Origin of the sequence: Pedobacter steynii, from assembly GCF_900103665.1 — a bacterium.
GTDB lineage: Bacteria > Bacteroidota > Bacteroidia > Sphingobacteriales > Sphingobacteriaceae > Pedobacter > Pedobacter steynii.
Window position 1 is genome coordinate 274,112 of the sequence record NZ_FNGY01000011.1, and the last position, 15,785, is coordinate 289,896.

A 15,785-nucleotide genomic window follows, 5' to 3' on the forward strand; every position below is an offset into this window, starting at 1 on the left:
TTTTATTATTGCTTATGATGGAAACCTCTACTTCACTTAACAGACTAAATTGCACACAGCCAAAGCAGGAAAAACCTGCAGTTGATGCAGTTATAGAACTCGATATGATGTTCTATGACCACATCAGGCCGCAACTGGACCGCTTAACAAGAAATCCTTCCGATGAAACCATCGAGAAAATTTTAGCCTACTCCAGAGCGAAGTAATTTAAAAACGAATTGAAGCTGCCTCCAAAAGGCAGCTTTTTTATGCCCTTATTTTCCAGCTAACTTCCGATAATTCAGACCTTAGCACTTCTTTTCTTTTTTTACTGCCGTTTTTTTTAACCTTGTGTTAGTTCTTCTCTTTATATTTGCTCATGCTCAAAAAAGACAGATACAAACTTTTTGTTGCCCACTTTTCTGCAAAACAGCCTGATGCTGAAACAGAATTACATTACAATAACCCATATCAATTATTAGTTGCAGTGATCTTGTCTGCACAGTGTACAGACAAGCGCATTAATCAGGTCACTCCAGCCTTGTTTCAACGTTTTCCAAATGCAAAAGCATTGGCTGATGTTACACCCGATATTGTTTTCGATTATATCAGAAGCGTAAGCTATCCCAATAATAAAGCTAAGCACCTGGTTGGAATGGCAAAAATGCTGTTGAATGACTTCAATAACGAAGTACCTTCTGATATAGACCAGTTACAAAAGATGCCGGGCGTTGGCCGGAAAACAGCAAATGTTATTGCTTCAGTAATTTATAATGCTCCTGCAATGGCCGTAGATACCCATGTATTCCGGGTCTCCAGAAGAATCGGTTTATCTTCTGGAAAAACACCTTTGGCAGTCGAGAAAGAATTGGTAAAGAACCTTCCCAAGGAGACGATTCATGTGGCACACCATTGGCTGATCCTTCATGGCCGCTATGTTTGCCTGGCCAGATCGCCGAAATGCAGCATTTGCGAAATAACCAATATTTGTAAATATTTTCAACAAAATAATAAAATAACTAAAATAATTAGCGAAAAACAGGACTAGTCAAAAAAAATACTTTTATTTCTTGCATTAGAATAAACATTAGCTATATTTGCTAATATAATTAGCATGTAAGTAGAAGTTATTGATTCTTCCAACGGTAATATTTTATCTTACTCCCAGAATTTAATAATATGAGCGTAAACGCAGACAAATTAAAAGCATTACAACTTACTTTAGATAAGTTAGAGAAATCGTATGGTAAAGGTACCGTTATGAAACTAGGTGATAATGCTGTAGAGCCTATTGAATCGATTTCTACAGGATCAATTAGTTTAGATATTGCCTTAGGCATTGGTGGTGTTCCAAAAGGAAGAGTGATCGAAATATACGGTCCTGAATCCTCTGGTAAAACGACCTTGGCTACTCATATTATTGCAGAAGCACAAAAACAAGGCGGAATTGCAGCATTCATCGATGCGGAACATGCTTTCGATAAAAATTATGCAAAAAAACTGGGTGTTGATGTCGATAACTTATTAATATCTCAACCAGATAATGGAGAACAGGCACTGGAAATTGCAGACAATCTGATCAGATCAGGAGCCATAGACGTGATTGTTATTGACTCTGTTGCGGCACTTGTTCCTAAAGCAGAGATTGAAGGTGAAATGGGTGATTCCAAAATGGGATTACAAGCCCGCTTAATGTCACAGGCCCTTCGTAAGTTAACAGGAACCATTGCTAAAACAGGATGTTGCTGTATCTTCATCAACCAGTTGCGTGAAAAAATTGGTGTGATGTTTGGAAACCCTGAAACAACAACCGGTGGTAATGCATTGAAATTCTATGCTTCCGTACGTTTGGATATTCGTAGAACCTCTCAGATTAAAGATTCTGATGAAGTTTCAGGAAACAGAGTAAAAGTGAAAATTGTAAAGAATAAAGTTGCCCCTCCATTCCGAATTGCAGAATTCGACATTATGTTTGGTGAAGGTATTTCAAAAACCGGAGAGATCATCGATTTAGGTGTAGATTTCAACATCATCAAAAAAGCAGGTTCATGGTTCTCTTATGGAGAGACTAAACTTGGTCAGGGAAGAGATGCCGTTAAACAATTGTTATTGGATAACCCAGAACTTTCTGAGGAAATTGAAGCTAAAATCAGAGCTGAAGTAACTGGCGAAAAATTAGAAGAAAGAGCTTAATTCTTATTCTTAATATACGAAAAGGCCGGCTTTGTAATTACAAAGCCGGCCTTTTCGTATATTTTTAAATTTTTATTTATTACATCTTCATATATTTCGCATCTACATAGATGGCCACAATAACTGCTACTATAATTGCAGCAAGCAATACGGCTAACCCAAGATAATTTCGCTTTTTATCCTGTTTGATCAACCAAACGATAAAAATGATAAAAGGAATCAGCATTAAACCGAAAAAAATAAAACTCGTTGCACTCATAATTCGCTGTTATTATATTAAAAATTCATCCTGGATATCGGAGCAACATCCTGTTCCACAAAGTCTCCGTTTAAATACTTCTGATATCCCGCAATAGCAATCATTGCCGCATTATCCGTACAATATTCAAAAGCAGGGATATATACGTTCCAGCCAGACTCCTCTGCCCTTTTCTGCAACGCTTCCCTCAGCCCACTATTGGCCGAAACTCCACCGGCAATCGCAATTTCTTTAATTCCATACTGTTTCGCTGCCTTTCTCAACTTATTGAGCAGAATATGTACTATGCTATATTGAACAGAAGCACAAATATCATTCAAATGTTCCGATATAAAGTCAGGATTTTCCTTTTCTTGCTTTCTGATGAAATATAATATCGCAGTCTTCAATCCGCTAAAACTATAGTTCAGATCTTTGATCTGTGGTTCCGGGAACTTAAATGCCAATGGATTTCCAAGTTTCGCATGTTTGTCGATCAACGGACCACCAGGATAAGGGAGATTGAGGATTTTGGCCGTTTTATCAAAAGCCTCTCCCGCTGCGTCATCCAGCGTTTCTCCAACGATCTCCATATCGAAGTAATCCTTCACCAGGACAATCTGTGTATGTCCTCCGGAAACAGTCAGGCATAAAAAAGGGAAAGCAGGCTTCGGTTCATCAATAAAATGAGCCAAAATATGTGCATGCATATGATTTACAGCCACCAAAGGCAAATCCAGTGCCAAGGCAAAAGACTTCGCAAAAGAAACCCCAACCAACAAAGAACCTAATAAACCCGGTCCCCGGGTAAAAGCAACCGCATTTAGCTCCTTTTTGTCTACATTAGCGTCTATTAAGGCCTGTTGTATCACAGGCACTATATTTTGTTGGTGTACCCTCGAAGCTAGTTCAGGAATTACACCACCATAATTTTCATGAATTGTTTGGTTTGCAATAACATTGGCAGTAATTTTGCCGTTGTTACAGATAGCAACCGAAGTTTCATCACAAGAAGATTCAATAGCGAGTATTACTGGCACAATGATTATAATTAAGCTACAAAACTATTAAAAAACTATTAAAAATACTTCTTTGGTTTGTTGCATCAGTGTTATTACTAGTTGCGATCCTGTTATTCGCGCTTCAATTCAAGCCCGTGCAGACTTTTGTAGCAAAAAAAGCAGCAGCGTATTTATCAAAAGAGCTCAATACCACCATCTCCTTAACCGGAATATATATCAAACCATTCAAATCTGTTGTTCTTGAAAATCTGCTCGTCCTCGACCAACAGAAAGATACGCTTTTGAATACACCCAAACTTCTGGTAGATATCAATCAGCTTTCGTTGGAGAAGAGAATTATCGATGTGAATACCGTTCAGTTAAATGACGGCATTTTTTTTCTCAAATCTTATAAAGACGAATCAACCAATCTTGATTTCATTATTGACTACTTCGATTCCGGTACAACGACGGTAAAGAAGAAGAAGAAACCTTACAAAATCACTTTTGACCGTATCATCCTTAACAACATCAATTTCAAGTATAAAAACCTTAAAATTGATACGGTCATGAAAGGGGTGAATTTCGAAGATGTCCACCTGAGCAATTTAAATGGAATCTTCGAGAAACTCAATACGACCGATCATATCATCCAGGCAGACATTAAAAACCTGACTTTTAAAGAGAAAAGTGGCTTTTACCTCAAAAATTTAACGGCCTTTACCACCGTCGACACCAACAAAATTGAGCTTCAAAAATTGTTATTGGAAACAAACCATAGCACGCTTAAGGATTATTTCAAAATGAGCTTTAATAAGTTCAGGGATTTTAATGATTATGTGAATAAAATCAGAATGAAGGCTAATTTTAAAGATAGCCATATTGATTCCCGTGATGTATCATTCTTCACTTCCGAACTGGATCAGATGAATTTAAACCTGGATGTTGATGGACAGATTACTGGTCTGGTGAATAACCTCAGGGCTAAAAAATTAGCTATAAAAGCGGGAAAAGCAACCCATATCAAAGGAGATTTCACCCTCAAAGGGCTACCTGTTCTAAAAGAAACCTTCATGGATCTCAAGATTGAGATGGCAGGAACCAATAAAAAAGACCTCGACCAATTATTAACAAGTATTACCGGAAAAAAAGCAAAGACCATACCTGAGGTCGTTTCCAAATTTGGAAATGTAAACTTTAATGGCTCCTTTACCGGTTTTCAAAATGATTTTATTGCCTATGGGGAATTCAAAACCCAGCTGGGACGCGTAGTTTCCGACGTAAACATGAAAATCGATAAGAAAGGAACGCCTTCCTATTCCGGAAATGTAAAGACATACGACTTCAATCTGGGTAATCTGGTCGACGAAAAAACTCTTGGAAGAATTACGGCCTCTTTAAATGTGAAAGGCCGTGGCACAGAAATCAAAAGTCTTTACGAAAAGCTAAATGGTGACATTGATTACATTGATTTCAACAACTACAGGTACACAAATGTCAACATTGATGGAACTTTTGAAAAAAAGTATTTTGATGGAAATTTAAAAATAGATGATAAAAATCTGAAGCTCAACTTCGACGGTGGAGTAAATTTAAATGGCAAACTTCCTCAATTCAACTTCAAAGCCGACATTAAAAAAGCAAGGCTGAGGGCACTTAAATTATACAAAGATTCTCTCCAGGTAGATGCCACATTCAGTACGAACTTTTCCGGGACCAATCTGGACAATATTCAGGGAAATCTATTAGTCCAACACGTACAACTTAACAACGTAAAAGGAATTTATCATATTGATTCCATACAACTAAATGCCAGTGGTATCGGAAGGGATAGAAGCCTAACGATCAATTCCGACATCTTAGATGCCAGTATAAAGGGTCAGTATGACTTGAATACATTACCCTCCTATTTCAAGACACTCGCCAAAACCTATATCCCTTCACTAAAAGCAGAAATCATCAACTATAAGGAGCAGATTTTCCAGTTTAATTTAAAAATTAAAAAGTTTGAGCCTGTGGCCCAGCTCCTTGTTCCGGGACTGGAAATCGAAGATCAGGCCATTTTCATTGGAAACTTTGACTCCCAAAAGAAGACGGCAACGGTAAATGGCTTTGTAAAAAAACTCAAGTATGATGGAATTGTAGTCAACAATATTATTGTCGACGAGAATACATCCCTCAATCAGCTTCAAGCCATCATCACCTCAGACCGCGTAGATATAAATGACAGTTTATATATCAAAAATGTCAATATTTCAAATATTCTCCGCAACGACAGTCTGACCTTAAACGTTAAACTTGCCAACTCTGACGATGCCAACTCACTTGATTTGAATGGTCTTGTTGAATTTGCTACCGACACTGTAGGGCGGATTACCATCCTTCCCTCCATACTAAAAATCAATAATGAAGACTGGAAAATTCAGGAAAAAGTAAGGATTAGTTTTCATGATGGCAAAACACAAATCAACAACTTCGACCTGAGCAACGGCCATCAGCTACTCAAAATCAATGGGATTCTTTCCAAAGATCCCGACGACCTGATTCTGGTTGGCTTCGAAAAATTTGACCTGGAAACTTTAAATCCTTTCGTTAAAGGTCTTGGTGTCAAACTATCCGGGCATCTCAACGGAGAGACAAAGCTCTATCAGGTACTAAAATCACCCAAAATTTCTGACAACATTACCATAGATTCCCTCAGGTTCAATGACACTTACATTGGAAGTTTAACAGATACTTCTTCTTATCATAAAGCCAACAATGTGGCCAACATTTACACCACCATTATTGCGCGTGATAAGGAAACATTGAGAGCGAGAGGAAGCCTTGATCTCGGAAAAAAAGAAATAGACGTCCATGTAAAGCTGGATGAGACAGAGCTGGCTGTTCTGGAACCTTTTGTAAAAAAACTCGTTTCCAAGTTAAAAGGCAATATCTCGGCGGATCTGACTGTCAAAGGTCCTTTCGAAAAACCAGAAATTAATGGAGAAGTAGCATTTGACAAAGGGAAAATGACCATCAATTATCTTCAGACAGCCTATACGCTAGATGATCAGGTGGTGATTGACAATAGTGTCATCAGAATCCATGACCTTAAATTAATTGATGTAGACAATAACCAGGCAGTGGCAAATGGATCCGTCGACCTGAACAATATTGACAATCCAACAATTGATGTCGTTGTGAAGGCTAAAAACTTCATGGCACTCAACACAACCGAAAAGGACAATCCTGTTTACTATGGGCAGGCCTATGGAACCGGAACATTTATATTCAAGGGGCCTACCAACCGGATGTTCATTGATATTGATGCAAAAACGGAGAAAGGAACCGTATTTAACCTTCCGTTAAATAGTTCTGAAACAGTTTCGAGTAAGGATTTCATCACATTCGTAAGTAAGGACACCACTAAAACAGTGAAAAAGCAAACCAGTTTTGATGGGCTTACCATGAATCTGAAACTGGATGTGGATGCGAACAGTGTAGCCAATATCTTCACCACTCTTGGAAACCTTAGTGGAAGAGGAAATGCAACTGACCTTACTTTAAAAATCAATAGCCTGGGTGATTTCGACATGTCGGGAGATTATATCATTGAAAATGGTAGCTTCGATTTCACCGCACAGGAGGTGATCAATAAGAAATTCAATATCAGACAGGGTGGAACGATCCGGTGGACAGGCAACCCTACCGCTGCCCAAATACAATTGAAGGCGATATACGCGCTTAGAACAAGCCTGAGAGACCTCTATACTGCTGCTAACAGAGATCCGGGCAGTAGTAAAGATGAGCGGGTACTAACCGAAGTTGAAATGGGACTCTCGGGGCTATTGTTAAAACCTGATATTAAACTGGATATCTTCTTCCCATCAAACCCCGCAATTAAGGAAGAAATGCAGGCCTATTTCAACGATTCCAATAACCTTAATTTACAGGCATTGAGCTTAATCATCAGAAGAAGCTTTGCTCCGGGCACAGGAAACGAGGATTTAGGAAAGCAACTAACCAATGGGGTAACGAGTACAGCAACAGAGCTGTTATTTAATCAGCTGAACAATGTGCTTTCTTCATTAAATCTGGATTTTGTGGACTTCAATGTTCGCTCGTTAACGGAAGCCAATGCCTCGTTCAGACTGTTTAATGACCGTGTTATCCTGAATGCCGGAATTGTAAACAGAGGCAGTACGAATGATTTATCGCTTTCAGGTTTCACAAGAAATAATGTAGGGGGTGAAGTAGAGATTCTTGGTCTAATCAAAAAGGATGGGACTTTGATCGGTAAAGTATCCAATAAACCACCCACACAACAAACCATCTTTACGACTTCCGGCATCAACCAGAATAACAATGTGACCTCGTTAGGGCTGGTTTATACCCAACAGTTTGATAGCTTCAGGGAATTCCTCCAGAAAATAACCGGGAAGTACAAAAGGGATCAAAAGAAAAAAGCCCAGCATGGAGAAATCCCCAAAACCAGGCAGTTAATTAACAAAGAGGCCATTCTTAACGAACAGCAAAAGAATAACCCTAAGAAATAGGCTTTCTTTTTATCCCTTCATGATCTGATGTCCCATTTTATCACGTTTGGTTCTCAGGTATTGTTCATTGTGAACATTGCTTTCAATTTCGATAGAGATATTCTCTAAAATTTCCAGTCCATATCCAATCAGACCGGCGCGTTTTGTCGGGTTATTAGACATCAATCTCATTTTAGAAATCCCCTGAGCCCTTAATATCTGAGCACCTACTCCATAATCTCTCTCATCACCTTTAAAGCCCAGTTTAATATTGGCTTCAACGGTATCTAAACCTGCATCCTGAAGATTATAAGAACGTAATTTATTCACCAGTCCAATACCCCGACCTTCCTGGTTCATATATACAATAAGACCTTTACCTTCTTTATCGATCATTTCCATTGCCTTATGCAACTGCGGGCCGCAATCACAACGGCAGGAGCCGAAAATATCACCAGTCACACAAGAACTGTGTACCCTTACCATCACCGGCTCATCCGGAAGCCATTCCCCTTTGCGGATCGCCAGGTGGGTTGCTCCGGTATCCAGCTGCGTATAAGCCGTCATTTTAAAATCTCCCCAATCTGTAGGAAGATTAACGGTTACTTCTTCTTGTATCAAACTTTCTTTGCTCAACCGATAAGCAATCAGATCCTTTATAGAAACAATTTTCAATTGATGCTGAGCTGCAATTTTAATCAAATCAGGCAATCTGGCCATCTCTCCATCATCTTTCATGATTTCGACTAAAACCCCTGCAGGTTCCATTCCAGCCAATCTGGCTAAATCTACAGAAGCTTCCGTATGTCCGGATCTTCTTAAAACGCCTCCATCTTTGGACCTTAGTGGAAAAATATGTCCAGGTCTACCTAATTCGGCAGGATCGATATTAGGGTTAATTAACGCCTGAATAGTTTTAGACCTGTCAGAGGCCGAGATTCCGGTAGTACATCCGTAACCAATTAAATCAACAGAAACGGTAAAGTTTGTTTCATAAGCTGCAGTGTTCTTTCCAACCATCAGCTCTAACCCAAGTTCATCACAACGCTGTTCCGTTAAGGCAGCACAGATCAGCCCCCTGCCATAAGTGGCCATAAAGTTAATCACTTCAGGCGTCGCATTTGCAGCAGCGGTCAGGAAGTCGCCTTCATTTTCTCTATCCTCATCATCAACAACAATAACTACTTTACCAGCTTGTATTTCAGCAATAGCTTCTTCTATTGCATTTAGTTTGATTTCCATTTTTTGAAATATATCGATAAACAAACACTAGGATCAGCTGCTTGTTCAGCTATTAAGATTTAAGTACAAAGTTACAACCTTCCCACTCAAATCCATGTGTTCAAATATCATAAATAAGTAAGGAATAATTGTCAATATCAGCCCTGCTTCTTAACTGATTAAAGCTTTGCCGGCAGGTTCTTTTTTTTCTTTTTAAATAGGCTTACCAGCAGTTGCTTAAGGTTATTCACATCAAATAAGGCAGAGTCTACTGTTGCTTTATAAGTAAGGAAAGCTCCTACGGGAGATAAGATAATGATCGCCAGCCAGGGTCCGAAAAACGGGGCAAGCGTACCTGTTATAGCCGATTTCTCCGCAACAGTGGCAATAATATGATAAATCAAAAAGAAAACAATGGCCATCACTACAGGCAAACCCAAGCCCCCTTTTCTAATGATTGCTCCTAATGGGGCTCCAATGAAAAATAGAAGAAGACAAGATGCTGCGAGTGTAAACTTTTTCTGGTATTCGATCTGAACTTTTATGATATTTCTTACCCTATCGCCATAATCTGCCATTCGGCCCGAAGTTGTTTGTTTGATCGAGTTTGCCTGATCTAAGGCACTTTGGATGATGCTTAGTTTTTGGTTTACCGGCAATAGGCTCAGTACAGGCTTATTGATCACTTTTTCAGCCGCTTTAACCTTAGTATAACCTTTCACATAGTTATTCTGTTTAAAGTAACTCGAAACCGTCATCGCTGCAAATTTATTCACACTATCCAGCTCTTTACTTAAAGAGTCTTCTTTTTTAACAAGCCCTTTAAGATTGAGCATTTGGGTATTGTTTCTAAAGCCCTGCTCATCTGTCCTGTTCATCTTAAAACTGGAAATGTCAAATTTTTGATCTGTTTCTTTAAACCTCATCCTGGTGAACTGCTGTCTGGGGTTGTAAGATGAATTCTGTCCACTGGATTCTTCATATCGGACTCCATTCTTCAGCTTCAAAAGAAGGTTCTTCTCATCACTGGCCATTTTTCCTTCTTTAGCAATAATGATCTTCGCAATCCCATTATTACTGGTATGGTCATAGATCATAACCCCTTCAAGCGAAACTCCGTCTGAGCCTTTCTTATCCACCCTGATTGAATACCCCGGAATACTATTATTGAACACCCCTTCTTTAATCAGAAAGGATAATTTTTTATTTCTGATATCCCAGAGTAGAGAGCCGAACTTTAAATTGGCCTTTGGCAACATCACATCCGAGAATAAAAAAGAGCCAATTGCAATGAAGCCGATCAGGACCAGCAATGGCATCATTGCTTTTTGCAGTGATACCCCCGCCGATTTTATGGCCACCAACTCATAGTTTTCCCCTAAAGTCCCAAAGGTCATAATGGAGGACAGCAAAATAGAAAGTGGCAGGGCCATGGAAACATTTGCAGCCGAAGCATAATACATCAGTTCCAGGATCACATACCATTCAAAGCCCTTCCCTATTAAATCATCCACGTATTTAAACAGGAAAAACATCAACAAGATGAACATCACAATAAAAAATGTGACGAAGAAGGGCCTAATAAATGCTTTGAGCAGTAGTAAATGAATCTTTTTCAATATACAAAGGTAATCAAAGCAAGCGAAAAACTATGCGCCAAGTACACTATGCAAATAGGTAATCTGATTATCCCAAATCAGCGTACGTTCGGCAAGTGTATCTTCAGTAGCAAAATCTGTAATGGATAAAGCTACATCATTTGTTAATTCGTCCTGAACGATTTCCATCTCAAAATAACAATGAGGTTCATCATCAATCCATTTAAACTTTACCAGTTTATTCTCTTTAATACTTAAAAGCTTCGCTTTCTGTATTTCGTCATCCCATGTAAATGTATACAGCTGATCACGGAAAATCACATCATCAGCAAACCATTGAGATAAGCCATTAGGCTCACTAATGAAGCTAAACAAAATACGTGGAGACGACCTCAATTCATATTCTAACGTAAACTTTTTCTTTTCTGACATCGATGGATCCTTATATTTTGAACTATTAGACTATTTTTTTTAATATTTATTTCTAAAGAAAAGTAATTTATTCTATATTTGCAACTCTTTAGAAAAAAGACGCCCGGCGGGGTAGCTCAGATGGTTAGAGCGCAGGATTCATAACCCTGAGGTCGGCAGTTCGATCCTGCTCCCCGCTACTTGTTAAAAGCTCATCTTCGGATGGGCTTTTTTATGTTTAAACCACTTTATAATCAACGACTTACAACATAACCCTACAAGCAGCTGCCCAATCCAAATACCACACCACCCTTATACGTTTCCCTAAGAAGTCACCTCAAAGCTCAAACATTTGGCACATTTAATGGCGCAGATTTCCTGCATCCATATTCCTTATCAAACGATGATGCCCCGAATAATTCCCCTCTTTTTAATCCCGTTCCGAACATTTTACAGAAAAAATCACAGTTTCAATATACAATTTTTAAACTGTTCTTCTAAAAATAGTAAAATTGATCATAAAGGCCGGATTACCATTCCCGGTAAAAAAGATCAGCGGAATAGCTGAGGAGTTTTGAGTCAGGCCACATAAACCCTGAGCAGTTTATCACTACCTGAAGATAGATCGGGAATATCGGATTTTATATTTTAATCTTTACTTTTTTAAATTCTCCGTTTTCATCCTCTTCCCATTGATTTTCCCCAATTAAATAATAACCACCTCTTTCTTTGACTATTCGATTCTCAAAATCCTGACTTTCTGATATAAACGCTTTGGTTTTAGCGATTTCATTCCATTTTCTGCCTTTAAATGACCAAACAGAAATATTATTCCAGTAACCTTCCCTGGTTCTGGAAAAAATTATTATTTCATTTGCTTTGTCATTATTCAAATCTTCAGTTTGAGCGATAAAAACTCCCAAACTTTGATCAAAACTTATTTTGGGAATGCCATCTGTAAATTCAATTTTTATAAAACAATTATTTTCTCCACATTCAATTTCATCGGTTTCTATATTTCGTATAAAACTTATAAATGCAGTATCACCCTTCTTGTCATCATTGACATCACCAACAAAAAAATTTCTATTTTCTATTTCAATTTTTGTTTGAACAGTTTCTTTCGCTTTTTTAGTTTCACAACCAAAAATCACTAAAAGGAAAAGTAAAAATCTATATTTCATATCAAATTTCATTTTTTATATCGTTCCGCTAAACCGACGACTAACGCATTTATATCCCAGGCATTTTGAAAATAAGTGCCCTAAACAAGCTAGTTTTATTTTATGGCTAGCTATTTTGTGAGGGGCTAAATTAATATTTTCTTAGGCAGATATTCATTATTTATGTACAGAAGCTTCTATAGTGTACTTTTACAGGATAGAAATGAACCTTCTTTTTGTAACTCGTGCCCCAAACCATATTTATGAAATCAATATTATTTTTTTTACTATTAACGTCTACATTCCTCAATACCTCTTATGCACAAAACGACGATGAGTATCTAAAAAAGACTACCATCAGCTACACCATATTAGAGGCCCGCAATCTCATTATTTCCGGGCCTTTTGACGCGCAAAAAGCGCTGTTAAAATTATTCCCAGGTAAATATTACAACATTACAAAAAAGTCCGGATATCAAAATGAATTAATCAATTGGGACATCAAAACACCTAACAGGAAATCTTATACCGATGTAAATGGAGAGCAGGGAGACCTGCTATTCCCATTTGAAAGAGGTGTAGCCACCCGCTTAATGAATGTGATGGACTTCAAAGACTCCACAGGATTACAATATAAAGTCATCAGCTTTAATCATTCCGAATATGATGAGGAAGGGCTTCAGACCTCTAGATTTACAGGTGGACTATTAGGGTTGGCCAAGTTTGCTTTAACAAAAGAAGGATGGAAATTAAGAATATTTCAACCAGCTATTGGCGGTTATGGAGCATTTTCAAATTGTCCTACTCCCAAGCCATTATTGATTGGGGAAGATCAATATGCTTTTATGATTGAACACCTGAATGGCGGGGGTGGCGGCCCCTTTTATGGCGCGTTATTTCTCATTGCCGGGAGCAATGGTACCTACCAGCAAATTATGTCCTCATATGGCGTAAAAAAGACAACGGGAGCAGATGAAGAGCAGCCTGCGTCCTGGTCAAGTGAGTACTCAGTTCCTCTAAGTAAGAAGAAATACTTCCGGGATATCATCGTAACAACTAAGGGAAGCTATACTTCAACAGATCGTGAAGGTCTTCCTGAATCAGTTTCTGCTAAGATCAAGCCAGGCAAAAAAGGAAAGTATACCATTACAACGCGATATATCTACAAAGGCAGCAAAGGATATGAAGCTCAACTCCCTGCTACTATTGTTGTAAATTAGGCCGGAGCGTTATTTCTTTTTAGAATAGGTCGCTGCCAATTTTAAGGCTTCATAAGCATTCACAATACCTCCACTGACACAAAGTTCAGAGAATACCGCTCTGGTGTTCTCTCCTCTTTCATTGGTTAATTTCACCTTCTGTACAACTTTAGTAACTGATTTCATAATGATTTCCCGTATTTGCGGAGCGGTTAATTCCGGATAATAGCTTAAAATCAACGCAGCCAGTCCGGAAACAACCGGAGCAGCCATACTTGTACCATCCAATTCTTCATATTTAGAACCAGGCACAGTAGAATTAATCATGAATCCCGGAGCAAAAACATCAACATTGTACTTTCCATAGTTTGAGAAAGAGGCTTTCAACGTGGCATCATTCTTATAAGCGCTTGCGCCTACTTCGATCCAGTTTGTAGCGTGAGGGAGTTTAAATTTAGCGGAATCAAGAGCTGGCTTTACATTCGTACGTACACCTGGGCGTCCCATTCCCTGATTTTGCATCTGGCTATTCAAAGGTCTGAACGGTATGGGTTTTGGTGCCGACTCTTCCATTTTTTTCTTATGCGCGATTGCTTCAGGGCTATCATAATATTTATTAGGATAGTTCTCCTCCAAATCAACGTTTAAGTTATCATTACCAGCAGCATGAACCAATAACACCCCCTTTTCTTCCGCATACTTTACGGCTTCATCTACAACCTCTTTGTTCCATTTATAACTCTTACCGAAACTCATATTAATTACCTTTGCACCATTGTCGACAGCATATCTGATGCCATTGGCAACATCTTTATCTCTTTCATCACCCTCAGGAACTACACGAATGCCCATTATACTCACATAATCGGCAACGCCATTGATGCCAATCGTATTCTTCCTATTTGCGCCTATAATTCCTGACACATGCGAGCCATGCTCCGCATTTGGCCCCATGACATCGTTATTTCCATAGAATTTCTCTCTTGCATTTGAATAATCATCTCCAACCAGTTCAGCCCGCTGGTCATATTTAGGATTAAGGTTATATTTCAACATGACATCATACTGCTTATAAGCGTCTTTTATTTCCTTATGAAATTTCTCAATTCCCCCGCTTTCTTTAGCCCCGGATCTAATGATCTTTTTAACCTGCTCCTCCATTTCATCATCCGCTTTATACCCATCTATATCCTCAAGCGAAGGGATTGTCTTTTTATGAATCAGTGCCACGGAATCCATTATTTTATTAATTGCAAACACCACTCTAAACGTTTGATCTGCTTCATCGTATTTTTTACCGAACTCTGCCGTAACTTTGGTATACAATTCAAATTCTTTCTTTTGAACGCTGTCAAGCACAGTCGATTTTATAGTAGAGCGATATTTTGGTACATATTCTCTATAAATCCTAACCAATTCCAGGTTATCATAAGCCAGATTTCCTTTCTTAGATCCGATAAAATTCCACCCGTGGACATCATCAATGTATCCATTTCCATCATCGTCAATACCATTCCCGGGAACCTCTTTCTTATTCGTCCACAAAATATCCTTTAGATCCTCATGATTGACGTCAATGCCACCGTCAATTACGGCTACAATAATCTTCTGTTTAGGTTTTCTATCCTTAAGCAACTCCTTGTATGCTTTTTCAGTGCTGATTCCAAAGTAACCATCCTGAACAAGGTCCAGATTGAACCAATTGGCGGGAAGCTTAACATCTTTACTCTGCGCGTAAACAGAGGCATTAGCTGATAAAAGGAGTGCTGTAAAAAATAATTGCCTGAATCTCATTTGAAATTGCTTTTATAAATTAACGTAAAATACAATAATACGGTTTTATTGTATCAGGGATCAAGTTTTAGCATATTTTAACAATAAATAAGGCTCAGGCCTCAGCGCTGGTACAACTGACCAAATATGATCTTCCCGCAAAGTTCTTCTGTCAAAGGAGATGAAAATCTTGAAAGCAGCAAGCTAATCAGCTTCAGGAAGTTGCGGCTACAGTAGCCCAAAGGCTTAAGTGCTGCATGAAGATCCGTGATTGCGGGAACCAGCAAAGATCTTTAGCCTAACGGGAAATTCTCCGCACCGTAGTATAAAAACAATGATTTCAAAAATCTATAAACGAATCCAGGAATAAAAAAGCTGATAAACAAGAAAAGCCTGTAGTTTTCACTACAGGCTTACTTTAAGATTTGGCACCGACCTACTCTCCCACGTGTTACCGCAGTACCATCGGCTCTGGTGGGCTTGACTTCTCTG

At 38.6% G+C, this 15,785-nt stretch carries 12 protein-coding genes and 1 tRNA gene; 6 read left to right on the forward strand and 7 right to left on the reverse strand.

What is annotated here, in order from left to right; genetic code table 11:
* Positions 1-14 precede the first annotated feature (14 nt).
* The 3 genes from BLQ87_RS26760 to recA all read left to right on the forward strand — a co-directional run bounded on the left by BLQ87_RS26760 (position 15) and on the right by recA (position 2,172).
* A complete protein-coding gene (locus BLQ87_RS26760; protein ID WP_074611986.1) occupies positions 15-206 on the forward strand; it encodes a hypothetical protein in 192 nt (63 codons plus the stop codon).
* 152 nt (positions 207-358) lie between these two features.
* Positions 359-1,027 (forward strand): endonuclease III, encoded by a 669-nt coding sequence (gene nth, locus BLQ87_RS26765; protein ID WP_074611987.1) that lies wholly within the window; start codon positions 359-361, stop codon positions 1,025-1,027.
* Positions 1,028-1,158: 131 nt separating this feature from the next.
* Entirely contained in the window at positions 1,159-2,172 is a 1,014-nt protein-coding gene (recA, locus tag BLQ87_RS26770; RefSeq protein ID WP_074611988.1) for a recombinase RecA, read from the forward strand.
* Between the two features lie 79 nt (positions 2,173-2,251).
* Here the strand turns inward: recA and BLQ87_RS26775 are convergent, their stop codons facing one another.
* Together BLQ87_RS26775 and tsaD are read right to left on the reverse strand one after the other, a co-directional pair.
* Complete coding sequence (locus tag BLQ87_RS26775; protein ID WP_074611989.1) at positions 2,252-2,431, reverse strand: hypothetical protein; 180 nt, start codon at positions 2,429-2,431, stop codon at positions 2,252-2,254.
* Between the two features lie 17 nt (positions 2,432-2,448).
* Positions 2,449-3,450, reverse strand: a complete 1,002-nt coding sequence (tsaD, locus tag BLQ87_RS26780) for a tRNA (adenosine(37)-N6)-threonylcarbamoyltransferase complex transferase subunit TsaD (RefSeq protein ID WP_074611990.1) — start codon at positions 3,448-3,450, stop codon at positions 2,449-2,451.
* 116 nt (positions 3,451-3,566) lie between these two features.
* Here tsaD and BLQ87_RS26785 point away from each other — a divergent pair, with 116 nt between their 5' ends.
* Entirely contained in the window at positions 3,567-7,949 is a 4,383-nt protein-coding gene (locus tag BLQ87_RS26785; RefSeq protein ID WP_245723938.1) for a translocation/assembly module TamB domain-containing protein, read from the forward strand.
* A gap of 9 nt (positions 7,950-7,958) precedes the next feature.
* Here the strand turns inward: BLQ87_RS26785 and BLQ87_RS26790 are convergent, their stop codons facing one another.
* The 3 genes from BLQ87_RS26790 to BLQ87_RS26800 all read right to left on the reverse strand — a co-directional run bounded on the left by BLQ87_RS26790 (position 7,959) and on the right by BLQ87_RS26800 (position 11,179).
* Positions 7,959-9,170, reverse strand: a complete 1,212-nt coding sequence (locus tag BLQ87_RS26790) for a bifunctional 3,4-dihydroxy-2-butanone-4-phosphate synthase/GTP cyclohydrolase II (protein ID WP_074611992.1) — start codon at positions 9,168-9,170, stop codon at positions 7,959-7,961.
* A gap of 158 nt (positions 9,171-9,328) precedes the next feature.
* Entirely contained in the window at positions 9,329-10,768 is a 1,440-nt protein-coding gene (locus BLQ87_RS26795; RefSeq protein ID WP_074611993.1) for an LptF/LptG family permease, read from the reverse strand.
* A gap of 30 nt (positions 10,769-10,798) precedes the next feature.
* Entirely contained in the window at positions 10,799-11,179 is a 381-nt protein-coding gene (locus BLQ87_RS26800) for an START-like domain-containing protein (protein ID WP_073229621.1), read from the reverse strand.
* A gap of 105 nt (positions 11,180-11,284) precedes the next feature.
* Here BLQ87_RS26800 and BLQ87_RS26805 point away from each other — a divergent pair.
* Positions 11,285-11,358, forward strand: a tRNA-Met gene (locus BLQ87_RS26805).
* Positions 11,359-11,799: 441 nt separating this feature from the next.
* Here the strand turns inward: BLQ87_RS26805 and BLQ87_RS26810 are convergent.
* On the reverse strand, positions 11,800-12,342 hold the full coding sequence (locus BLQ87_RS26810) for a hypothetical protein (protein WP_143010559.1): 543 nt from the start codon (positions 12,340-12,342) through the stop codon (positions 11,800-11,802).
* Positions 12,343-12,584: 242 nt separating this feature from the next.
* On the opposite strand from BLQ87_RS26810, the gene BLQ87_RS26815 reads away from it, so the two are divergent.
* On the forward strand, positions 12,585-13,541 hold the full coding sequence (locus BLQ87_RS26815; RefSeq protein ID WP_074611995.1) for a hypothetical protein: 957 nt from the start codon (positions 12,585-12,587) through the stop codon (positions 13,539-13,541).
* A gap of 9 nt (positions 13,542-13,550) precedes the next feature.
* On the opposite strand, the gene BLQ87_RS26820 is transcribed toward BLQ87_RS26815, so the two are convergent.
* Complete coding sequence (locus BLQ87_RS26820; RefSeq protein ID WP_074611996.1) at positions 13,551-15,314, reverse strand: S8 family peptidase; 1,764 nt, start codon at positions 15,312-15,314, stop codon at positions 13,551-13,553.
* Positions 15,315-15,785 lie beyond the last annotated feature (471 nt).